The 25,226-nt window shown below is 39.3% G+C and carries 16 protein-coding genes; 2 read left to right on the plus strand and 14 right to left on the minus strand.

Annotated features, from left to right (window positions below):
- Position 1: 1 nt before the first annotated feature.
- The 3 genes from SNE26_RS09230 to SNE26_RS09240 form a co-directional block, all read right to left on the minus strand.
- Entirely contained in the window at positions 2-4,186 is a 4,185-nt protein-coding gene (locus tag SNE26_RS09230) for a hypothetical protein (protein ID WP_321559067.1), read from the minus strand.
- Complete coding sequence (locus tag SNE26_RS09235) at positions 4,176-6,575, minus strand: hypothetical protein (RefSeq protein ID WP_321559068.1); 2,400 nt, start codon at positions 6,573-6,575, stop codon at positions 4,176-4,178. Before SNE26_RS09235 ends, SNE26_RS09230 begins: the two co-directional genes overlap by 11 nt.
- Positions 6,576-6,922: 347 nt before the next feature.
- Positions 6,923-7,957: a CBS domain-containing protein gene (locus SNE26_RS09240; RefSeq protein ID WP_321559069.1), complete on the minus strand. Its 1,035-nt coding sequence runs from the start codon at positions 7,955-7,957 to the stop codon at positions 6,923-6,925.
- 275 nt (positions 7,958-8,232) lie between these two features.
- On the opposite strand from SNE26_RS09240, the gene SNE26_RS09245 reads away from it, so the two are divergent.
- A complete protein-coding gene (locus SNE26_RS09245) occupies positions 8,233-9,198 on the plus strand; it encodes a hypothetical protein (RefSeq protein WP_321559070.1) in 966 nt (321 codons plus the stop codon).
- A 140-nt stretch (positions 9,199-9,338) separates the two neighbouring features.
- Positions 9,339-10,775 (plus strand): SEFIR domain-containing protein, encoded by a 1,437-nt coding sequence (locus SNE26_RS09250; RefSeq protein WP_321559071.1) that lies wholly within the window; start codon positions 9,339-9,341, stop codon positions 10,773-10,775.
- A 587-nt stretch (positions 10,776-11,362) separates the two neighbouring features.
- On the opposite strand, the gene SNE26_RS09255 is transcribed toward SNE26_RS09250, so the two are convergent.
- From SNE26_RS09255 to SNE26_RS09300, 11 genes are all read right to left on the minus strand, one after another.
- Positions 11,363-12,442 carry an alkene reductase gene (locus SNE26_RS09255; RefSeq protein ID WP_321559072.1) on the minus strand — a complete coding sequence of 360 codons (1,080 nt, stop codon included), beginning with the start codon at positions 12,440-12,442 and terminating at the stop codon, positions 11,363-11,365.
- Positions 12,443-12,506: 64 nt separating this feature from the next.
- Positions 12,507-13,424, minus strand: a complete 918-nt coding sequence (locus SNE26_RS09260; RefSeq protein ID WP_321559073.1) for an NAD(P)H-binding protein — start codon at positions 13,422-13,424, stop codon at positions 12,507-12,509.
- Between the two features lie 66 nt (positions 13,425-13,490).
- Positions 13,491-14,417: an NADP-dependent oxidoreductase gene (locus tag SNE26_RS09265; RefSeq protein ID WP_321559074.1), complete on the minus strand. Its 927-nt coding sequence runs from the start codon at positions 14,415-14,417 to the stop codon at positions 13,491-13,493.
- The gene (locus SNE26_RS09270; RefSeq protein WP_321559075.1) at positions 14,417-15,484 is read right to left on the minus strand and encodes an alkene reductase; all 1,068 of its coding nucleotides are present in this window, start codon (positions 15,482-15,484) and stop codon (positions 14,417-14,419) included. The genes SNE26_RS09265 and SNE26_RS09270 overlap by 1 nt, the downstream gene beginning before the upstream one ends.
- 116 nt (positions 15,485-15,600) lie before the next feature.
- Positions 15,601-16,581, minus strand: a complete 981-nt coding sequence (locus SNE26_RS09275) for an AraC family transcriptional regulator (protein WP_321559076.1) — start codon at positions 16,579-16,581, stop codon at positions 15,601-15,603.
- Positions 16,582-17,046: 465 nt separating this feature from the next.
- Complete coding sequence (locus SNE26_RS09280) at positions 17,047-19,986, minus strand: glycosyl hydrolase (protein WP_321559077.1); 2,940 nt, start codon at positions 19,984-19,986, stop codon at positions 17,047-17,049.
- Positions 19,987-20,177: 191 nt separating this feature from the next.
- The gene (locus SNE26_RS09285) at positions 20,178-23,033 is read right to left on the minus strand and encodes a TonB-dependent receptor domain-containing protein (protein WP_321559078.1); all 2,856 of its coding nucleotides are present in this window, start codon (positions 23,031-23,033) and stop codon (positions 20,178-20,180) included.
- Between the two features lie 225 nt (positions 23,034-23,258).
- Positions 23,259-24,284, minus strand: a complete 1,026-nt coding sequence (locus SNE26_RS09290; protein WP_321559079.1) for a GntR family transcriptional regulator — start codon at positions 24,282-24,284, stop codon at positions 23,259-23,261.
- 55 nt (positions 24,285-24,339) lie between these two features.
- Positions 24,340-24,525 (minus strand): hypothetical protein, encoded by a 186-nt coding sequence (locus tag SNE26_RS29525; RefSeq protein WP_373695591.1) that lies wholly within the window; start codon positions 24,523-24,525, stop codon positions 24,340-24,342.
- Between the two features lie 11 nt (positions 24,526-24,536).
- Positions 24,537-24,794 carry a hypothetical protein gene (locus SNE26_RS09295; RefSeq protein ID WP_321559080.1) on the minus strand — a complete coding sequence of 86 codons (258 nt, stop codon included), beginning with the start codon at positions 24,792-24,794 and terminating at the stop codon, positions 24,537-24,539.
- Positions 24,795-24,816: 22 nt separating this feature from the next.
- Entirely contained in the window at positions 24,817-25,218 is a 402-nt protein-coding gene (locus SNE26_RS09300) for a hypothetical protein (RefSeq protein ID WP_321559081.1), read from the minus strand.
- Positions 25,219-25,226: the final 8 nt, after the last annotated feature.

Genomic DNA, 25,226 nt, shown 5'->3' on the forward strand with positions numbered 1-25,226 from the left:
TTTAATCAAATGATAAGGGTATGTAAATTTTAAAAATATCTGCCTGCTCTTCCAGAAAGATCATTCTTTTTGATATGATATTTATGATGTTGTATATTAAATTAAGCCCATCGGTATTACGCCTTTTTAACAAATTATCGCTTAGTCCTTTGATGAAAGTTTCGGATTTATCGGAAAAGTTATTAGTCACCTGCACATAATAATTTTTCTTTATTTCTACGAGTGCTACAGTAATTATCAATTTATTGTCATCGTTTATCTCAAAAGGATTAGGATTGACTGCATGTTTTTTGATATTATATAGGATTTCGAACACCAACTCTTTCATCAGATTCTTGCAAAAAGAGAATTTTCTTTCTGCAAATTCTTCGGGTATACCGGAACGATCAAAGACAACCAACCCAACATCCTCTAAGAAATTAAGGTTGTCCTGTTCCATGGTCAATATATACTTATAAGACTGTTCGATTTCATCCGCAAATTCTTTAAGCTTATGTCTTACCAGTACCGGATACTGGTCATCCTTCATGTCAAACAATTTTGCAGCGATGGTCATCAAGTTTACTTTGTTCATGAGATAGGTTATAGCTACTTTCAAAAAGTTAGCGTTTTCCTTTACCCCGCTGATGGTATCTGCTGTCTGCAATTTCTTCAGATAGTTTTTTACCAGAGTTTCATAAACGACGGTTCCGTGTTTCAAGGTGTAATAGTATTTGTTTTTGTTAAGTATTTCGATGTAAGCTCTGAGGCTGTCATTGTTCAAATGGTGGTTGATAAAATCATTCAAATCGTTTCGTAAAAGCAACAATTGCCTGATCTTTTTGGGATCGAACCTCTCATAAGAAGGTGGAATAATCACATCTGGTTCCTTTCGTCCAAAAGGAATCGCTCGTTGATCAGCAAGATTCGGGGCATTAGTTAGTACCTTAATGAGCGCCTGCCGCTCATCTTCATTTAACATATTATTATAAACACAAATTACGGCTTGTGAAGCCGTTTCAAATCCGCCGTTGTGCTGGTCGATCGCGATATCCGCTATACGCAGGTAAAAAATATTTTTATAGGTGTTTTTTACCTGGAATTCGTAAAGTGCGCTCAGGTTATACTGATGAACTTGTTCATTCTCTCTAAAGTGGTAGTTGCTTTTACTATCCAATGAAAGCTCAAAGGTAGAGAGTATGTATCTATTTTTTTTCTCGGAAACTCCATCAAAAACCTTGAAAAGCAAGCTTTCCTGGCTAAGATCATCACCCATAAATTCAAATGATTCTTCATTTCGATATTCACCAACAAGCACAACATCATCGGTTTGCGTGAGCTGCCTCCTGTTTTTGTGTTTGATTGCTAGAAACGTGCCTCCGTTTTTTACTTCCAGAATCTGACAGATTAATTCCAAAATCTTAGTCAATTTGTCCTTTATCGAAACCGAGTTCTTATTCTCCTGAAGGTCGTTCCGCAACAAGGCTTTCAATAATATCATATATTGAAAAGACATAAATATCGAAGCCTCAGGTTTGTATACTGTACGTCCGTCGACAAAGTCAAACCGGGATAGCATATTATTGGCAAATTGAAAGGAGTAAGTACGCTCAAAAGCGTTCAACTTTCCAATAAACTCATCAGTATTACTGTCTGAAAACAGAATCAGGCGTTCAGCCTTATTCAAGAATTTATCGCTCGAGGTATGGAATATAAAAGTATTCTCTATAACAAGTAATCGTAATAACTGGGTAAAATGATCGTTGTAAGAATTTTTAAGTGTTTTGCCAGAGCCAGTCGCTATCAAATTACGGTCAATAATCTTCTTAATATTGACAACCAGTTGCAGAGCCTTGGCTTCATGTTCGATTATAAGCTCTTCTAATAACCCAACGTAATAAGTAATAAACTCCACGGGAAAGATTGCCTTTGTACGAATCGGGTCGACCAAGACGCGGTATTGCGGCTCTTCTAACAACGAAATGCTATTTTCGGAGATGTGAAAATGTCTGTTTTCTTTGACCCGCTCAATACCTATCAGTACGAACCTGATGGCATTAAGCATATCAATGGAATAGATGTAATTCATCTTTAATTTTGCTCCTCGTTTCAATAGAAATTTGAAGTTTTGGAAGGCGGAATATGCGGTCGACTCGTTTCCCTTTCTGGCTTGAAAGAATACATCCTCAACTTTTCCGTCCGCCAAAATCTTATCAACAATTTCAATCAGCGAATTGAGTACCCATTTAAAAACGCTTTGCTTTATAAAGTGATGATGAATATAAGGGTCGAGGGTGCATATTTTAAATAGTGCATTTCGTAGTTCGTGACGAAAAACGGGATAGTCCGATAGGAAACTAGTTAGAGAATTATTCTGATCTTTTGTAAGTATCTGTTCAATAATAGCTTCATAAGATTCCTGACGGTTAAGCCCAAATGCTCTTTCAATGAGTTCGGCATGAACATATGCATCGCCCCGGCTTTTTACGGTAAATATTTTATTGAATTCATGCAAAAAAAGAAATTGAAACAGGGCCTTGGGGTGATCATCATCCTCTAATTTATCAAATTGACGTCCAATATCTAATGGCTCAAAGAGTCGCTCTTTCTCTTTAAAATGTATTCGCATGCTGTCCAAAACGGATTTTTGAGCCAGCTCTTTAAATTTTTCTCCGAGCACTATATAAGGAAATTTATTTCTGTAAACAACTGGGGTAACGTTGACATTTACAAAACTGAAGAATTTCTTAACTGTCAGCTTAGGTGTAGACCCACTTTTTAGTTTTTCCTGCAATTTTGTATAATTGTAATACCCCACTCGGTTGATCAGGTTGATACAACAATCGATACCTTTATTATCACTCCTTGCATTCTTGATAAAAAAATTAATATCGGAAAGCGAATTCGTGGTGGATACAACATCATCCACAAATATGACTGCATCCGCACTATTTAAGATATCAGCATAGAAGATCTTAAAATTCTGTAAAAACTCTTCGTTTGGATTATATTGGATAATAGTAGCTGTATCTGAAAAAAGCTGATCGTTTACAAGATTGACAAAACCAGAATTCGACCCAATAGTTGGTGTAACGATAACAATATTCTGATCCAGCAAGGGTTTCATGTCATTTTTCCGCAAATCAGAAAGCCACGCCCTAATTTGTTTATTGTTTTCCTGCAAAAACTTGCCTACTCGGATATAATAAATATAATTTTTATTATCCTTGGTAAAATGCCGTCTATATACGATCGGCTCTTGCCTCCCGGATACTTTTTTTATGCTAAAGAGCTTATAAGCATTATTGACTTCTGCATAGTCAAATGTTTTAGGGTATCCAAATATCAAATTCGGCGTTACTGCACTGGCTTTGGTTTCAACCAGGCATTCTTCGACAGTGGGTACCTGAGGATAGCATTGCAAACACTCGTCTATCTTTTGCCATTCGGTTCTAACAGATATAAAAAACCGTTGAAGGATCTTTTTTGAAGGTCTCTCAAAACCTTGGAACCAGGTGTCGTCAGATTCGCCCAATTGGTTATCAAAATGCTGCATTTCGATGTACCGTCTGTCATGATCGTAGATTTCCCACCCAAATTGCTTCTCAATATCCCCCTGGCTAAACTCCCGATACCCGTCCAATCCCTCGTTGGATATGATGATACAGTTGATAACCGGATCATGGAAGACCAGATTCAAATTTCCAAAGCGTTCATGCTGCAATATTTCCTTCATTTCACCCTGTATCTTGATTGAGGTTGAAAAGGTTGTGCTTATTGGAAATAGTGACAATATATTCCGCCCTATTTTGTCCGGGTTCTTCAAAAATATCCCTTCTTTGGTATAAATATCGTGGTTGAAGATCTCCCGTTTGAGCTTATATTTCTCGGCCAAATAATCATTGAGCATTTTCCTTACGTTACTCACAAGCAACTCTGAATAATTTTCGTATCCCAACAGTGTAATTATCGATTCTTTTGCATTGGAACGATCACTTCCCAGCGTTTTCTGAATAAGGGCATCAAACTGGGATAAAATGTATTTGACTATTAAAAATGCAAATCTGTTTGTATAAAAGCTATTATAAAATAATCGTTTTGCATAATAGTAATCTTTGATATGCAGGTTAGAACCAAGCTCAAAATGTCCATTGGGGATTTTATATCCCGTAATGTTCCTAAAATATTTATCCTTATTAAATTTCATGGATTTTATTGTCTATAGGAACATTAATCAATGAGCGCGTTGTCTCTTCGAACAGACTGATTTTGGCATTGCCTTTAATCAGTAACTCAAAGTTTAAAAGCTTTTTACTTTTTGAGAAAAAGTAGCTTTCTGTCGTATCTAAATCACGCATGTCTGCAACCGGAAAGCGCTTGCAATCAACAACACTGTTGAAATTCAAATGATACAGACTGACTTCGTCATTTAGTTTGACAAACTGTTGGTAGTTCGCACCCGTTAATAGATGATTAAACCAAAAGACACCCTCATTGTAATCAATTGGCAGATAACATAAAATAAACCTGCCTTTTTTCCAGAACCCTACAACTTGATCTGGAATGCTGTCAAAAAGTTTAAGAATATTTATGATTTCCACGTAGACTATTGGGTTTAAGCCATAGATAATGACATCCCTAAAAAAGTCAGACGAGAACTGTATGTTGGCTAAGAAGCGAATCCAGTCACTAGAATTGTTTAGTATTTCATTGAGGTCATCCGCATTAATGACCATAATGCTATCTCTGGGATATCTGGCCATTTGAAGTTTAAGTTCATCTAATTTGGCATATTTATCTGATGAGACTTTGGTACTGTCGAAATTTACACGAGAAAGATTTCTATTGGCATTCTCATTGACTCCATAATTATGTAGCTCAAGGAATACCGATGAGGATATGCTTGTTTCTTTATAGATCATATCGTCCTCCAACCGGCGCGTTTGCAAAACTTCTTTCATTGGAATAATAAAATTGTAATGCGTGCCAAGCGGCATCATTTTTTCAGTATTCCTTTTTACGATCCCAGTCTCCCCCACAAACATATAGCAGCCCTTCGGAACATTCTCTTCAAGGTCATTGGAAGAAAAACCAACAAAAGCTTCCTTCTCGTGCAAAATTGTTTGCGAAAAAATCAAAAGGCCAAGACGAGCTTTAGTTCGGTTAATCTGATGATATAATTTTATCGAATTATAATTAAAGAAATCACTTAATCCAAAATGCTCGATCTTTTCGATGTCATCGTTGTATTCATTCGCCAATGACTCATTCAACATATCATCGGTGACCGAAACCGTAAAAAGATCTCTTTCGTTTAATAGGCTTTGCTTATAAGATTTTTTGACACTGATAGTGCCAGAATCTATTACATTAATATCTAGAAACCGGTGGCTGGAATCAAACTTTTGAAGCCAGTCCTTATCAATGCTTTTGAGACTCACTATAGACTGATACTTGTATATTCTAGCAGTTATGACATCATGCCTCGCCTTTGTGTGCTCAACTACATTTTTGGCTAATTCTTCGAGCCCATAAGCTATATCCTTAACATATCCAATAATTCGTTCCAGATTTTCCTGATATATATTGATGTAGGTTACTTTTAAATGCTTGTTGTCTGCGGCCAATTGTTCGACTTCATGTTCTTGAAAAAAAAGAGAAACCTTAGCTAACATATCGTCTCTGCCTGTTGGAATTTTAAAAAGTTCACTATTACTGATAATCAATGAAAAAAAATAGGCTTCTACATCACTGAAGTAAAACGCCCCTGTCTCATTAAGCACATTAATTACCGCTTTTCTAAAAACCACCGTGCTTTCTGTATCTTCCTTCGAATTGACAATCGACGAGCCAATCTGATAATCACTAACAACACCATGGTGCAGATCGATATACCAGCGCAAGACGTAGAGGTCATAAAGTGCTTTCAGGAAATATAATCCACTAAGCTCATTTGCTGTCCAGTATTGTAAAGGCCCCCTCTTTTCCTTGTACAAATGCTGCATTTTCGAAAAAACAACTTCTCTGTCTGTTGCAGTAAAAAGATCATGAGCACTTCCATTTAATGTCGCATTTAAAATAGACAAGTAATCGTTATTCTTATTTTTTTTACTAAACAAATCGTCTATCGTTTGAAGATTAATGGGCAACGGAGGGATATAAGATATAGATTGGGAAATTTTTCTAACTCTATATTCTATATTATTCTTATATAGTCTAAATACCTCTTGCTTAGCAGTAATGATAAAGTGTAGACGGTGTTGGTTCAGTTTGAAAAAATAATTATTTCGTTCTTTTTCGTCAAAATAAGGATAGTATATTTTTATAGTAATATTGGGAAAATCTGCTTTTAACAAGGCTAAATAAGAAAGAAAAAGAAGATCAAATGCCTCGTTTGTTTCATCAAAACTTGAGTTTGCGATAAACCTAATTTCCAGCTCCTTCAATTCTTCTAAAAATGTAAAGCCTTCTTTATCCTTTTGCTGGAGTAACTCCTTATATTCGTTAATTATTTTTGCCAATACTATATTATTTACAATTGACTTTATAACGATGCTGAGCTTATCACTCTTGCGATATTGTTGAAGCAGACTCATTTGCAATTGCCTAATTTTCTTTTACATAGAAATACACCCAGGATTATATTTTCAAACGAATAGTTAGAAAGCGATAGAAATCGTGACTCCATAGTGATTTTGGTTACCGGTTATTGGTTATTGTAATATGCAAAAAAATAGTTTAAATACTAAAATTCTTTTCGATCCACCACAAGTAATAAATTACAAACAAAATTTGCCGATATCATATTCTATTTACTGTAGGAGAAAGCAACTCATAATCATATTCACCATTGAATGTGGTGTTCCACTACACTTCATTCATTAATTCCCAGCAGTTACAGTTTGGTGTTTATTACAACCCGGCATTAATATTATTCTAATTGTCAAGTTTTTAACGTTGACGTTACTACATGCAGGAAATTTACCGTCTGCCTTAATAATTCCAGATTTTGGGAGTTAATTCCATCGGTATTAAAATGCATTACATCGTTGCGAATTTTTCGCACCTCTTCCAATTGCTTTGCTAGCACCCCTCTATCAACATTTATTTTAAGTTTTTCAAACTTCTTGGGATCTTCCATTAGTTTTACATATTGGCCAAATGTTAAATCAGAAATGTTATTGATTTCCCTTGACTTTTCCTCCAATTTTTCCGAAAAAATTAAATCTTCTTTTTCAAACTTATTACCTAGCATTTTTCGGATATGATTCTCAATTTGTTCAATTATCAGGAACGGCTCCGCCATTGATATAAATTGTTCCCCAATATCTGTCGCTGTAACTATCCCGCTTATCGTACGGTCTTTTTGTCTGACGAGTACAACTTCCTCTTCTAACACAAATTTCACTGCGTTAAATAAAAGCTCATCATGATCCAAAATGGTAACGTCTTCCTTGCAATCGGAAACAGTAGTACAACTTTTGCCGAGTGCGAGCGCTCGGCCAATAGATTTCCAGCTTACGATTCCATCTACATCTCTTTGATTATTCAAGATAGGTAACTGGGAAAAGCTATGCATGATCATTAGCGTAGTAGCCTCAATGACTGTTGTATTTCGGTTAACGCTAATCAAACCGTTTCCAGTCCCTAGTTCCTTTACTTTATTGAGATTTGCCGCTTTCAATAAGCTCAGTCGCGGCGTCGGATCAGTTTCTACAACTGAATTATCTGATTTGCCATAGCCCACTTTCGGTTTAGGCTTGATCTCGATTTCCCCATAGAACCAAGCACTACCAAATTCAGGTTCGCATATTAGTTCATATTTTTCCAATAAGTCGTTTACGGATTTGATTACGCGCCATCCTCGCCGGGAAACATTTAAATATTGGGTAGCTATATAGGGAAAAGTTCTAACAGGCTTTTGAGTTTTTCTTACGTCCGCGAGGATTTCTTCAAAATTGGATTTAGGTTCTGACATTGACTTATGAGGTAACTTAAGCGTTAAAATAGGTCACTTGGAAATCAAATATACAAATTAATAATATTCAAGTAGATTTGGGAGATATTACGTCAACCGAGTAATAACACCATAAATATTACAGTATATTATCTTAATCGAAATCCAGGTTTAATCTATACCCGCATTTGACTTTTAAAACAATGCTTCCAGTCAGTCCTATAGATCAATATATAGCCAATCAAAGTCCCGGCATTAATGCAACCATTGGGACCCGTAAAACCATATATCTCGACATGAACTATTGGATTTTGCTAAGAGACCAAGGTGCTCTTGATTATTCAAAAGGCAGGGAACTTTTAGATAAGGCAATTGATCTTGTCAGGTCAAAAAAATGTATTTTTATAGTAAGCGAAATGACTTACTATGAGATTATTAAACAAAGTGATGCCGTAACCAGAACGAACACCCTAAAGATTATAGAACAACTTTCGGAAGGAATTTCATTGGTCGGCATGGAAACCCGTATAGTAAATGAATTGATTTTTTGGCTGAATAATAAGTTAAATAAACCGACACAACCAATTGAACAATCCATCTGGGCAAAATTCCAGCTAATTATTAAATACAATGAGCTACTGACTCTTCAATTCACAGTTAACAACGCGACGCATCAAAACGCCATGTTTGATTATTGGAGTAACTTCTCAATCCCTGATGCAGTCAACAACGAATTTCTACTACAGCACCCTTTTCACTATAAGGACAATATAGTGGAATTGAATTTAAATAAAGAACTATATAAGGATCAGAATAAAACTCCGGTCCAGATGTTCTTATCCGAACTGGCCGGACATCTTGATGCTTGTAATCCTTTATTAGAAAAGGCTTTGTTGCAGGATTTTTTCAACAAGACAGGCCGTTATCCTGCCGAAAAAGAAAGAAACCCGGAACTAATCCATGAGTTTAGGGCGGCTATATTCTCAAATTTCATAGCAAATCAGATCGGCGCTTATTTACCGTTTTTTAATATTTACTCTACTTTGTTTGGCAAATTCCGTTGGAATAAAAACCGGAAATATAAAGATGGAAACGACACTTTAGATGTTATGCACGCCTGCGGTGCGCTTCCATATTGTGACTATTTCTTCACCGAAAATGAGCTAGGTACTCTTATTAATCAAGAAAGATTCAATCAATTGTACAATTGCCAAGTGGCAAGTAAACTGGCGGATGTTTTTAACATATTAAGTACTATTTAATTATCCTCCAGCAATTCATGATTTCGCGGCTTTTAAAAGCTGATCAAATCGGAGTACAAGTTGACTATTCAAGCCGATTGATAACAAGTATTTTTGATAACTTTGTTAACGTACTCATCTGAACCTTATATCTAAAAAAAATGTCTAACAAGAAAGCTTTTATATCTTACAGTTGGAGTAATCCGGCTCACGAACTTTGGGTATTACAACTTGCACAAAGACTTGTCCATGATGGTGTCGATATTATTTTGGACAAATGGCATCTGAAAGAAGGGCATGACAAATTTGCTTTTATGGAAAGCATGGTACATGCTGCAGATATTGACAAAGTATTAATCATATTGGATAAGAAGTATAGTGAAAAAGCTGATGGTAGATCAGGAGGTGTCGGTACGGAAACAACCATCATCAGCTCCAAGGTCTATGAAAGCACAACACAGGAAAAATTCATTCCTATAGTTGTGAAAAAGGACGAAAATAGAAATCCTTTCTTACCCGTCTACCTTACCAGCAAAATTTACATTGATCTTTCAACGGAAGAGCATTTTGAAAGTGGATATGAGCAACTTTTAAGAAATATTTACCAGTTACCCCGACTAACTAAACCCAAGTTAGGTTCACCCCCTAAATATTTAATGGAGGAAACTCCGATGAGTTTTAAAACCACTACCATGGCAAGAGCTTTCGAGACTCAAATCGATAAGCACCCGTCACGGATTAATTTACTCGCAAGGGACTTTTTTGATGAATTTTTCAAAGACCTAAAAGAATTTAAATTGCAACTTGGAAGTTGCAATAACCGTGATTTTCCTGAAACCCTTTATAACAACTTGGTTAAATATACGCCCTTACGCAACGATTTTATTATTTTTATTGATAAATTGGCCAAAACTGGAGAAGAGTTTGATATCGATATTTTAATCGGCTTTTTTGAGCGACTCCCAATATTGTTATACCCCGATGTTACTGTTGGATCTTGGTATGGAAGTGATTTTGTCAATTATAAGTTTATCATTGACGAATTGTTTACCTATACAATTGCACTGCTTTTAAAGCAGGAAAATTATAAATTAATGTCAGAACTCTTACATGCTTCGTATTTCATTCGTGATAAATACAAGACCGGTAACACTCCCGTTGATTATTCCTCTTTCCGTCATAATATAGCCGATTTCAATGAGTATTATGTTAAAATCCACAATCACCCATTCCTGAATCCACAAGCGGATTTTCTAATTTCACGGTTACCGGATACGTTAAGTAAGAAAGACTTTACAGACGCGGATATTCTTTGTTATTTTATTGCTCAATTGAATGGCAAAAATTGGTTCCCCCGCACTTACATCTACCGGGATGAGGATTCCGATTCTTTGCCAATTCTCAACAAACTGCTTTCAAAGCGTCATTTTGAAAAAGTTAAGGGTATTTTTAATATTGACACATCGGAGGAATTAACTGCAAAGATCGTTGCCTTGGGGGAAAAGAAAAGTGCGCAGAGCGGCTATTCAAATTCACATAGCAGAATGCCTGGTATAAGTAATTTTATTGATGAACAAAAGATCGCCACGCTTAGGTAATTGAAAGGAAGAGTATATAACAATGAAAGACGGTAATTCAAACGCCAACATTAACGTAAAAACAATGGAAATATTTGCGTCCCTAGCATTATGAAAGATATAAATGAATTAATACAATACCACTAGGAAAGTGAATTTTTGGATTTTAAACTGGAAGAATACTTGTAACTCCAATTCTAAAACAGCAAATAACAAATGTTCGATTATCCCACTCAATTGACACCTTTGTTAAATTAACAGACCGCATTATCCATATTTCAATGCTACAATTTTCTTGCAATCCTCAATAAAAGTGTTCGACATCTGTACTTTTGGGGTCACAAAATTTAAAAAACCGCCTCTAATGCATTTAGAGGCGGTTTTGTTTTAGGCGATTTTTAGATTCTGCGTTTTTTGCACAATGAAGTCACTTTTTGAGTTCGAACTTCGTTAGGTCACCCAGTGGGACAGAGACGTAAAATCGTACTCTGTTCCATTTTTATTTTTATGCAATTTATTATTAATCAGGTATAGAGCTATAAAAAGTACAGGCAAAGAAGGCAAACAGTTTTGAGTTATTTAAAAAAATGTAAAAATTAACATGAAGATCAATCCTTCAGGAAAGGATAGTCTGTGTATCCATGTTCGCCTCCACCATACATAGTGTATTGATCCGGCGCATTGAAGTCAGCTCCCAGTTCAAAACGTTTAGGCAGATCCGGGTTAGCCAGAAATAATGAGCCGTAAGAGATTATTTTAGCGATCCCCTTTTCCAGTTCTGCTTCTCCGCTATCTTTATTAAACCCGCCATTGGCGATAACCAGGTGTTTACTTATATTTCCGAATGTTTCTACAGCATTCTTAGGGTATTGAGGGTAGTTATCCAATGGAAACAAGCCATTCATCAGATGGATATAGGCCAGTGGTAATTCATTCAACGCTTCGATCAAAGGTGTGAATTGAGCGACAGGCTCACTGTTCTCTATATTGTTATAATAGACAGTCGGTGAAAGTTTAATGCCAACTTTATCACTTCCCGCAGCATCAACCAGTTCCTGCATAACTTCCAACACGAAGCGGTTCCTGTTCTCCACACTGCCACCATATTCATCCGTTCTCAGATTAGCACTTTCTGATAAAAATTGGTTTGGCAGGTACCCGAACGCGGCATGTAGTTCAACACCATCAAAACCTGCTTCGATAGCATTCCTGGCCGCCTGGCCGTAATCTTTTACGATCTGTTTGATCTCTGCGACCCTCAATTCCCGGGGTGTTTCGTAATCTTTCATTCCCTTGGAGGTAAAATGCTGCTGCCCTTTGATTCCGATCGCGGACGGTGCTACCGGAAGTTTCCCATTTCTATCTACGGAATGCCCTACACGGCCCGTATGCCAAAGCTGGGCATAGATCAGACATCCGTTGTCATGAACGGATTTCGTCACTTTCTTCCAGGCATCAATTTGTTCCTGACTGTACAGACCGGGTGTCAGGGGGCTGCCCAGGGCCTGCTCCGAAATGTTAATGGCCTCTGTCAACAGCAGGCCGGCGCTGGCACGCTGTGTATAGTATAATACAGTCAGGTCAGATACAACACCTTCGCCATTGGCACGGCTGCGGGTCATTGGTGCCATCGCCATGGCGTTCTGTAATGTTTGTTTTCCTAATGTTACCTTTTCTAATAGTTTCATGATCTTTTGGATTTTTATTTTGTTTTATTGTAAATGGTACTGTTTGAAATGGAAGATATTTTTGTTAGATCAGGCCGTTGTCCCGGCAGTATTGCGCCACACTTTCTTCAACTGTAGGCAACTCGCCAAAAAGTTCTTTTTGTCTTTGCTGGTTTTTGCTGATGTACACACCCGTATCGATCCACCTGATCATTTCATACATATCTTTGACCTTTTCGCTGAAGCGGCCTATGAACGGCAGTACGTGGTTCACGACAAATGGTGGTATAATCGGCTTGGCCTCGATATTTTTTTGAAGGACGCCCGCAAATGCCGCCTGAAGTATCTTTTCGTTAACTGGGTGGTCCCAACCGACGTCTATGGAAGTGTTTAACACAGAGTCGGGTAAGCTTACCGCCGCTAAAGAGGTATATTTGGCAAGTTGGGGCGTATAAATGATCCCGTAAGTCCCGGTCAGGAAGGTAGGCAATATGCCTTTGGTGATCTTCGGGAGAATAAAATCCGGTGTCTGGTTAAGGAAAGCACCCGGCCTGAGGGCGATATAGGGCTGGCCCTTTTCTTTCAGGTATTTTTCGATCAGGAACTTATTATAGAAATGAGGTACAGATCGGGCTTTATCCGATTCAAGAATAGAGATCAATACAAATCGCGGAATTCCGGCTGCTTTAGTAGCGTCCACCAGGTTTTGGTAACCAACAGTGTCTGTTGTGGGGCCATCACCCTTTTTTCGGCGGGTATAGCCGGCAGCGCTGGCTACAATGACATCAAACCCATGTGCAGGGGAAAGCGCTTGCTTTAAAGAAGCGGGGTCCATCATGTCGCCCACCACAAAATTTTTAACACCTATTTGGGTGAGTGCACTTCTATTACTGCTGGCCCTGACCATAGCGGTAACTTCTGCTCCTTGTTGCAGCAGTTCTTTCACGATCTGGCTACCCAGCATTCCGGTTGCACCGGCTACGATAACTTTTTTATTTTTCATTTTATTTTCTTGATTAAGCCTGATTGCAGGCATTTTAATTATGTTAGTATTTTTTGATTGATTTTGTTACTGTGATATTACCAGCACAACTTTACCGTTTACGCCTCCAGCTGATACGTAATCCTGCGCTTGGGCGGCTTGTTCTAACAGGAAAGTTTTGGCAACGATGGGACGGAGTTTCCCTTCCCTGACCAAAGCCAGGCCACCGGTCAAACTACCCGCTGAAATATTGGAACTGATAAACCGTGCTTCAACCTGGTACTTTTCCGCCAGTTCGGCAGAAGGCGGACTTACGATACTGAATAGTTTACCACCGGGCTTTAAGACTTTGAAAAGTTTATGCTGAGATTCGCCACCGGCGCAATCCACCACCAGGTCAACATTGTTGATCAATACGCTGACATCTCCCGATCTATAATCTATAGCCTCATCTGCACCGAGGCTTTTGATCAATGCAATGCCGGGGCCGGATGCCGTACCAATGACATAAGCACCTGTATTTTTGGCCATTTGTACCATGGCGGTCCCTGTCGCGCCTGCGGCTCCCTGGATCAGGATTTTCTGCCTTTCTGCTAATTTTCCTTCGTTAAACAATAAGGCCTGGGCGGTGCCTATGTTCACAACCAGCGAAGTTGATTCTTCAAAAGAGGTGTTTTCGGGCTTAATAGCTGTATTGCTTTCTAATGCCAGTGCATATTCGGCATAACCGCCTTCTCGGGTCACCGCGATCACCTCATCACCTGCTTTAAAGTTGGTTACCTTGTTCCCGGTTGCGATCACTATTCCCGCTACATCAGCACCTGGTACGTACGGCAGATTGATGGGCCGCATCTTTTGCATCATGCCATTGCGGAATTTGATGTCTAAAGGATTTACGCTGGCTGCTTTAACTTGTATTAAAACTTCATTTTCATTTTTGATTTCCGGCTGAGGGATCTCAGCGAACTCGATCACATCGGAATTACCGAATGCTTTGTATTGTATTGCTTTCACTATTTGGATTTGTTAAGTAAATTATCTGTGTATTCTTTTTGCAAGGGGCAACTACCGGGACCCTCATCATTGCAAAGGCCGTTCTTTTCAATACGCTTAATAAAATAAGGATTTGCCAGGAATCCGCGCCCAAACGCAACGAGGTTGGCCGATCCTTCCTGAAGTATAGCTTCTGCTATTTCCATGGTTAATCCGTTGGAAAATATGAGCGTATGATGAAATGCCTCGCGGATTGCCTGGTATGTTTTTTCAGGCAGGTCAGGATTGCGCGAAATATGTATGTAAACGATCCCTGTTTTGTCCAGTTGTTCGCTCAGATAAGTGTAGGTCTGATGTTCCTCCTCCTGACAATAGGCCTGTTGGCCGCATGCCCGGGAGAAAGGAGAAAAACGAATGCCTGTTTTATCGGGCCCGATAGCAGCGGAAATGCTCTCAGCGATCTCTAAAACGAGCCGGCTTCGGTTCGTTATATTGCCGCCATATAGGTCTGTCCTGTTATTAACATTCGGGTTTAAGAATTGCTCCAGGAGATACCCATTGGCGCCATGAAGTTCCACACCATCAAAACCGGCAAGGATCGCATTTTCGGAAGCTTTTATAAAATCAGCAATAACACGGCTTATCTCTTCCAGCGTAAGGGCTACCGGAGCAGAATGTTCCTGCATACCGAGGCTATCTGTGAAAATCTCACCGGCAGCTTTGATATCTGAAGGGCCAACGGGTTGCAGGCCGGCGGGAAGGTTGGCAACATTGGCAATGCGCCCGGTATGCATCAGTTGCAGGAATATTTTTGATCCGTTCAGATGTACCGCATCGGTAACGTTTTTCCAGCCCGCAACCTGCGCTTTGCAATAGATCCCCGGAACCCGCGGATAGCCCAGCCCTTCGGGACTTGGGGAAGTCCCTTCTGTAACGATCAGGCCCGCGCCGGAATGTTGGGCATAATAAGTAGCCATCACTTTAGTGGGGATGTTACCGATAGCCCTGCTTCGGGTGACCGGCGCCATCACCAGGTGATTTTTCAATTGGAAGGTGCCTTTCTGAAATGGCGCGAATAACTTCTTCACTTTCGTCATTTATTTACTATGACCAAAAGTAGAAGCTATTACATGGGTAAAATAACCCAAAAAGACGTAAGAAAGCCCCTATCCGACAACTGGTTTATTTAAGGGCACCTGTTTTATTAAGTGGTGGAGAATTTTTTTGGGGTGATGCCATACTGCTTTTCAAAAAACTTGCTGAAGTGGCTGAGATTGGAATAGCCTAACTCGTAGCCTACTTCTGCAACGGAATGTTTAGCTTGTTTTAACAAAAAGGCGGCTTCTTCCATTCTGGCTTTCTGATAGTAATTATAGATCGTATCACCGAATGTCTGCTTAAAAAGCTGCTTGAGTTTCGTTTCACTCATCGATGCAATAGCGGCTAATTCACTGATCACCGGTGGAGTACTCAGGTCGATCAGTATTTCATTTCGGACGACGAGCAATTTTTCTGCGTCGTTGCTGTTGATATTTTTAATGGTCGTGTTCTCCCGGAGCGACAACTTACTGAAAAGGAGGTACATTAATTCCAGTACCTTGATCTGCAAATAGAAATTATTCATCGAGTTGCTCACGTCTACGGATACAATATTTTTAAGCAATAGCTGCATTTCCGCGTTCAGGCTTTCGAAAAAAAGAAAGGATGCATTTTCTGCTATAATGGTTTGTAGCGTACCGTTAGGGTTTTCAATAGACAGGACGGAGCGTAACCGGTTAGCAGTGATCCCAACGACCACGTAATGAATATTGCTGCCGGCAGGGAAACGGATCTCCGTGCGCAAGTCATTCGTTGATAGGAGTATGGAGGACTCATTTTTGGGAGAAAATGATTTATTTTCCTCGTTATTATACCTCACTTCAAGATCTTCAGTGTTGTTATAAAAGAAAATGGTCCGGACATCGTTAGTGCTCGCAGCCGGATTACGTTTGATGATTAGATCTTCTTTCAAATTATAACGATGGATCGTTAGTTTGAAATCATCGCCAAATCCAACTTTACGTACATAACCCGTTCCAAGTGTTTTCGGGATTTCCAGGAAATTATCTCTTACAGGAGCATTGATCTGTTTTGCAAAGAGTGTGATAAAGTCAAAACCTGGTGCTGTAGTAAATTCAAAAATCATTGCAAGTATTACTGTTTATTTTCTAAGGTACTGTGCATTATTCAAAATAAGTTACTTTCCTTGAATATACCTTATTCAGGTAGAATATTAATCGTATTTAAGTTTATCATCCGATTCAACGCCACAATTTTCTTACAATCCTCAATAAAAGAGTTCGAAATTTGTACCATAGTGATCACCAAGTAAAAAAAGGCCTTTTCGTATTGAAAAAGGCCTTTTTTTGTTAATTGCAAGCGTATTTTTGCGCTCCCCCTTTCTATGTTGCTTGATCAAGCAATTTAGCAGTTTAACAGGTTTTTTTGTTGAATTTGCCCGGCTCATCCGGGTTTATGTGTAAGGTTTACCTGTGCGTATTTTTATTACGCCATTTAAAATCAGCCTGGCTATCCGAACCAGCAACTTTTATTATGAATTTTCAGTTACCTTTCCTGGCCCCGTACGGTCATTTAATGGCTTGACCTGCCGTTATAAAGATTTAATAATTACCGGGCCTACCAAACCCGAGGGTACCAATGTCTTTTCCTTCCCTTTAAATTGCTTGTAAAATGGGTCACCATTTGCTCCGTTGCCAACAAATTTGTTCCTCCTATTCGTAGTGATGGTTACCTCAATAGCATTTCTGCCTTTTTTAATAAAATTGGTTATATCCAGACTGTATGGTGAAAAAAGCAAGTTGCCTGCTGATTTGCCGTTGATTTTTACATCTGCAACATAAAATACTTGCCCCAGATCAACGAAATAGTGTTTACCTGGCATAACCTTGTCTAAATTAAATGTTGAAGTATACAGACCGCTATCTGATTTATATTTTAACCGATCATTACTGCGCCAATCCAATAAGGCACTGTTTTCGAGCTCCTCATCCCCAACGTTAATTTTCCAGTTATCGATCTTTACGATATCCGCGGCCTTATAACTGCTTAATATTACAGGCGTAATCAATTTAGAAGGAATGGATTTCGCTGCCGCATAAAAAAAAATCGAACCATAGGGAGGCAATTGATAGCTTCCGGTATTCCCGTTATCCTTTTCAATAGCTCCGTTTACCGGGTTCAGCCAATAGGTATTGTCAAAACTTTTATCTACCGTAAGCCCGATAGTTTGCCACTGGTCCGTTTTATTCAATATAAATTTAAGCTGGCTGCCATCAGACATCTGGCGGGTAATCCCTCTGGAAAATGTAACCGGCTGTGAAAATTTTATTGTTTGATGTATAGTTTGCAGCGGTAACTGTCCATTTATTTGTTTGCTGTTTTTTTGTGAAATTGCTTCGGCAATCAACTCTTTGGTCAACCTGTCGTTGGCTTCGTAGTTGAGAAACGACGGCTGCCTCCGGGGTAATTCCCCAACACTCCACAGCCGCAATCCTTTTTTACTTAAAGTATTGATGTGCTTCGCAGTACCAAGATCGACATAAGGCAGATTTGCCAATATCAGTGCCTGGTATTGGTTCCCTGCAATATTGATCCTACCCGATTGCCAGGTGGCTTTCTGAAGGCGTTCATCATTTACAAATTCCCAGGAAATTCCTTTGGCTTCAAGCTCATTAACCGTCTTCCAAAGCTTTGTATACCACACGTTGATCAGGCTTTTCGGGCCGTCATAAATACCAAAGCCCTTAATGTCCGGTTCCACGCCTTTAAAGTATCCTTTGTTTAATATTTCCTCTGGATTTACGGGTATCTGATCCTCGGTAAGATCAACAAACGGCATATAGATCAGCACATCGGTTTTGGGCCTTCCGGACCGTAATGCATATTGGCACCTTGTAAGATATTGATTTACGGCCTTTATATCTTTCCAGAAATTATCTGACTCATTCATCCCATTGGAGAAATTAACAAAGGGCATGTAAGGAGATGAAAATGTATTCCAACCTTCTTTGCCAAATTCACCATTGTTATACTTATAGGGCGATCCATGATAGATCAACTGGTTAATCCCGCAGGCAAACGATTTGTCTGCCCATACTCTTATTTTTTGAGGAGTAGTCATTTCAGCCCTGTATATGGATACGAACGATTCCTGTGAAATGACCGGTCGATGATTTAAATGAGCACCGGAAGTAATCAATTTCAGATACCCTTCTGATCCTTCTGCAAATAGCTGCTCCGCTTCAGGTATATCAGCCGCTCCGGCGTTACCTATCAGATCACCAGGAAAGCCATAAGCCTGGGTCCGATGCAACAGGCCATGGGCCCCCATCCATCTGTTACTCGTTTTAATAAAATTATCCTGGAAAACCCGGCTTACGGTGCGGTCATAGTCATACATCATCCGCCAGTTTTCATTTTCGTTAAACATAAAAGCGGGTTTCGCCCCAAAATATGCTGCAGCTAAATAAGCCGGATGATCATACCCTTTCTGAAAAACAGAAGCTAAATATGGAGCTATATTATATCCGTTCATTTTTTGAAAAACATCCAAAAAATCCGGAGAAATGATCCTATCCACATGAAACTCATAGCTGTCATTAAAAACAGCCCGCAAAGGGTTACCATAATAAGCAGGAAGGCCTGTTTCAGAGACCAATAAATGGTCGTAGGCTTTTTTTACAAGCAATGGATCCATATGGTCAATGACATAACTTGTCTTATTTGATGCTATACAAGATGGTTTTTCACCTGTAAGGATATCCCATGATACAATCAATCTCCATTTTCCGTCTGCAGGGGCCTGCCAGCTCAGCTTTTTCCCATTTACCTTTTTAGTCAGATCTATTATTGTTTTGGGATCAAGTATAGTTTGTGTTCCATGCATCCCAATTGAGCGAACGGCAACGACACTCTTAATTCTGGCCCATTTATTATCGATGACATTTCCCCGTAACAGTGCGTCCATCATTCCGCCTGCTTTCATGTCATGATTATGCGGAGCAGGTAATTGATCGTTAAACACCGCTCCTGCCTCGATGACGGTATCTGATATCGCAAGAGTCCGCATACTTTCATCCGGCCCTATAAATGCACCTCCCAAAGGCCATCCGCTGCCCCCATTCATATCTACAATTATATTTGATTTTTGCGCCTGCTCCATTACGGCCCGTAGGTGTTCGTAAAATGAGGGTGTATCCCAACTATACACCCTGTCAGACTGTTCCGCGGGCATTTTAGGACTCAAGCCGTTTGCAATAGGCTGCACCTCAACTCCTGCAAAACCGTTGTCGGCAAACATCCTGACCTCTCTTTGGAGTTCCTGGTTGTTAACATCATTACCTGGCCACCACCAGCGGGTTAAAGGCCCGAACTCGCGCGGAGCCTCTTTAAAAACTGCTGCATTAAAGTCAAAATGTGGAAACCATGCCTTTTTATGCCGCACGGTTAATGTTCCTTTAATGTTAAAGGCCATACAAATGGTTACCGTTATCACGGCACAAATACAGCAAAACAGAAGTGATTTTTTCATTGGATATTTTTTTAAACCCGGTCAATTCTTTTCTATAGCTTAAATCACAGCAGATTCATTGATTAAACCTAATATGATCTTTTATCAGCCCGGATAAGTACATGCATTTTTGTTTGATAACATTATTGACTTTATGGCATCCCGGGACTGATGCCGGGATAAATCCTTGCATCAGCCCTTTAACAATACGATCAGAATTTATATGTAAGTGTTAAAAAATAAGCCCTCGGCGGAATAGCAATAGTTGAATAAGGCGTATTTGCCTTTACATCAGCCTCGTACATTGTTTTTGTATACCCTTCGCGATCTAATGCTGTTAAGAACGTACCGGGCCTTGACCAGCTCATTACGCCATATTTATTTAAAATATTATTAATGTTCGCACTTAGTTGGAACTTTTTAGTGAAATTGTAGCCTGCCCCAAGGTTATACTGACTAAAACCGGGTAATTTAAAAGCATTGGCTACATTGGCTTCCCGTGCACCGAGGTAAGACCATGTTACAAATGAAAAGAAATTCCCTACGTTGTATGATGGTGTAACGTTAAGTATTAAATTAGGGCTATTATCGGCTTTATTCCCTGAGTAATCCATGATCGCATCGTCCTGCGGTCCTGGCTGATTAGCTATCCATACTTTATAAGTAGACGCTTTCGAGGTCTGAAACGTTCCAACGCCTTTTATACTGAAATCCTTTGTAATATTAATATTGGCTTCCAGCTCTAATCCATAGGTTTTGATTTTTTCATATAATACCGGCGGAGAGTAGCTTGTAGTTCCATCAGCCAGGGTGAACGTCTGAACATTGGGAACATGACTTAACACGCTGTAAAATGGAGTCACAAAGGCTGTAAAACTCCCATCTCTTACCTTAACCCCCATTTCGGCCTGATCAACTTTCTGGGCCTGCGGGTTTAAGGAACTGTTTGCAAATACCGTGTTGGCTGCGAAATATGTACTTAAATCTGGCGCCTTGTTTCCCTCGGAGTATCGGCCATAAATAGAGAAATGATTATCTATTGTATAATTTAAACCTGCTGAATAGGAAAATGTATTGATGGTTTTGTTAAACGGTAGTGGGGTACCTGCAGTTCCACCATAATTGTCATAAACAGTCAAAGGGTTACCATCAGCACCGCCGTAAGCCGGGTCTGAACTCTTTGGGTTGCCAACATTTGGCCTGACAGATCCTTTCTGATGCATCGATTCAAACCTGAATCCATAATCAACATTAAGTTTATTCGTTATTTGCCAGTTATGCCCAAAGAATAAGGCCACCTGATTTTGAGTAGCGTTATTTACCGTCAAGCCTGACCCTCCGACACCACTTACCCCATTAGGATTTGTTAGCTGATAAACCTTGCCTGAAGGGTCGGCAAAACTAATATTAACAAGATCGGGATGGTCTTGAATAGTGCCCGCGGCGACGCCGGCAATACCGGTAATTTCATTAACAAGGGTATATCCATAGAAACCACCTAAAGTAAAGCTCATGTTTTTAACCTTCTTAGAAAAAGAGAACTGATCAAGTAGCTCTTTAACTTTATTGTTATTAACATTTAATGGTTCAAAAAACACAGAATTAGGAGAAACATTTCCACCGGGAAGACCAGTATTAGTTATATTGTAATCGTAGCCGGTAAATGATGAAATTGTAGCCAGGGGTGCACCTGTGCGGGCATTGGTAAGTGTTGTTGTGCCCGTTCTTCCAAGATATCCTAAAATTGAAGCGGTTACAAAATCATTCAGAGCTAACGGATTTACTATCGCGGTGGTGTTCCAATCGGCTTGTTTATTTGAATACCTGATAGCATTGTTAAAAGTTAAACCCGAATCCAGGTGCTGCGTCCAATTTGCTCCTGCTGAACGGTCAATTGAATGGATCAAGCTGCTGGATTTATATGTGGCTGTACCATTATCGTTAACCGGATAGGATTGTGTTACGTTCGGAATAAGCACAGATGAGTACGGTGTGAAACCTGTAGCCGGTTTAGGATATGTGAAACCTGTAGTTGGCGTAAATTCAAACCAACCGTTGTGATCGTTAAGGTATTTTCCGTAGATCTTAATAGAGCCCGTTCTATACTTTTTAACAATATTACCTTTTATCTGGCCGCCTTTATTGAGGGGGTATCCGGGATCTTTGGCGCCTACGCTGTTTCTGTAAAAGCCTCCAAGATTATAAGTAAGACTGCCGTCTTTACTTAAGGCCCCCCCAAAGTCAATATCTCCTCTGTAATATGGATTGCGGCCATCGCCTTCAAGTCCGTACTTTATCCTGGCTTCGCCTTCAAACGCTTGCCCTCCCTGCTTTGAAATATAGTTAAAAATCCCACCAGGAGCATTATTACCCAGGATAGATGCAGTACCGCCCCGAAGGGCCTCCAGCTTTCCCAAAGTCGCATCCGGGCGGGAAAAATAGTCCGGGCCATAATTTCCGTATGTTGCATTTGTAACCGGCAACCCATCTTCCTGCATTGACACGTAATAGTAACCAGACGCGCCATCGTTAGATCCCACTGATACCCCCCGGGAATAAACGGTATTTCTGATTTCGCCAAGGGAAGAATTGACGTAAACACCTGGTATGTTTTTCAGGAGATCGGCGGAGCTGAGTGGAGCCTGCTTTTCTATCTGGATAGCGCTGATTGATGAAATAGCAATCGAGGCATTCATTGCGGTCCGTTTATCAAAAACACCAGTGACAATTATTTCACTTAAACTACTGGATTCGGATACAAGTGATACATTAACCACAGACCTACCATTAATCGCCTCCTCCTTAGTGGTATATCCCACAAATCTAAAAATCAGTGTTGCTGTACCGGATACCGTCAGGCTGAATTTACCATTTGGATCGGTGCTAACTCCTTGAGTAGTCCCTTTTACAGTAACTGAAACGCCGGGCATCGTAACGCCTTTTTCATCTTTTACAGTACCTGACACTTTCAGTACTTGTGCAAATGAATCAAATGATAACGAAAGCAGCAAAAAAATTACCGTCAACGGTAAATAGATCCTGCTGAGAAGATTGTAAATTTTTCTCATAATTTTCAATAATTAGGGTATTTGAAGCTCGCACTTCAAAAGGTTAAACAAAAAATGGCTTATCGGTATATTGGTTCGTTATAAAAGAAGATTCCAAGCCCTTCTCTTATTTATATTCAAATCTATTTAGAAGAAATGGTTCAACCTGCCCCAACCTCCATGACCCGTTTCTAATAGCTTAGCAAAGGTTCTCGTTGAACGGAGGTTCGTTTAATTCGATCCCGATTAAAGTGATTTCCTGTTGGTTACCTTAAAAGGAATGGCAATATGCTCAGTGGAATTGGTTAAAACCAATTCAGCTGTTTTTTCGCCCATTAATTGAAAATCGGTTGAAATGGTGGTTATGCCATCCAGAATAATTTTTTTGACAGGCGTTTCATTGTAGGATATGACCCCTACGTCGGAGCCGACTTTTAAATTTATGGATATGATCTTTTCTAATAATTCGATCAGATGATCCTCCATTAAATTAATATAGACAGTCCCCTCAACTATTGTCTCGTGATCTAAAGAAGAAAGTATCTCGTATTCAAATGCATATTGTGTGCAGAACTTAAGAAAACCTGTCAGAATATCCTTCGAGTAATACGAGTGTTCCGGGAATATAATTTTGATCGTATTGTAACGATTTAGTTTATTCAACAGTTGTTCCAGAGATTTATAGATATCCCGCTCAAAATCCTCATAAACAGCCCCAAAACGTCCTGTGACTCCTGGTTCCAACTTATCCATAAGGATCAGTTTCTCTTTAGGGATACTATTGATCACATCATAAGTATTTACAGGGCTTTCAATGAAATGAGGGATAATGACGAATTTGGCATAACTATTTATTTTTTCAAGGATCAGCTTTTTAAAAGCACTGAAATCATTGTTATAAATATAGAAATCGATGGCAGCATTGCTTCCCAATACGTCGGCGAAAGCATCATACATGATTTTTTTGTGACTGCTTAATTTATTGAATAATAACAGAACCTTTGTTGGCCGGCTAAAATCCGTGTTGGCAATAAAGTATCCCTTACCCGTGATCGATTTAACGACATTTAGTTTCTTTAGTTCCTTATAGGCTCTTTCTATGGTATTTCGGGATGTCTCCAGTGCTATGCTAAAATCATAAACTGATGGTAAAATATCGCCTTCTGCAATTTTTCCGGATTCTACACCGCTCAGAATGGAATTGATCAGCTGCAGGTACTTAGGTGTAATTGAATTCTCATCTATTTTAACGATCTTCAAATAATTCTTCATCTAATCCTCCTTTCTTGCTACTGGTTTTAACACTTCTAACCCAGCATACTTGAATTTACTTTGTCAATTCATTAATAGGAACAAGTGGTGATATGCTTCTATGAACTTTTTCGATAACCCAATCCTTTTTTACGAAAAATGAAGCGGTTCTTTTGATGTCAGTACTTGAAGCGCTAACTTTCAGCTCATAATTCCCTTTTTCTGTGACCCATGATTCTGTAACTGTTTGAAAAGAAGCCAAATCCTCAGCGGCTATCTTAAATGTGATGGAATGAGATTTGCCCCGGCCGCTCCGGTTACTTTGACTTCTGTTCTTCCAGCCACAGGTTCATGGCCAAATGCCCCCAAGCCCATACCTGTAACCAATTTTGTTTTCTCTTCCAAAGTCATAGCTGCCATAACTTTCTTAATGGGGTCTTTACCCAACTGAGGAACATTTTGATCAGTTGTTTGACCTGAAGCAAAATAGGCTATTGATAACAACAGATATAAAAGGATGTGCCTTTTCATTTTAACCGGAGATTTATAAAATTTATTTAATCCGTGTACCTGTCACATCAAATTGTTCCATCATGGAACCTTCAAGATTATCGTCGTCCTTCTTCTTTAGGGACAAGCTCACTTCGTAACCCTGAGCTGTGAATTTTGTACTCAATATGCCATCTTTCACTTCAACTGCATCAAAATTTGTAATGGCATTTGTTTTAGGATCAATCATTGAACCTGAAATTTTCCCTTCCTTTTTTTCAAATACGATAGTTACTTCGGTATCCCCTTGCGGTACACCTTTAAACATACTTTTCCATTTTCCGATAAAATAACTTTCGGTTGCCGGAACTACTTTGGCTGCATCAGCTGTTTGAGCTTCGCTTTTATTCACGAAAAAAAACAATAGAAAAGCGAACATGGCCAACGGCATACTTAGTTTTTTCATAATTTTCA

This window comes from Mucilaginibacter sp. cycad4 (assembly GCF_034263275.1).
Taxonomy (GTDB): Bacteria; Bacteroidota; Bacteroidia; order Sphingobacteriales; family Sphingobacteriaceae; genus Mucilaginibacter.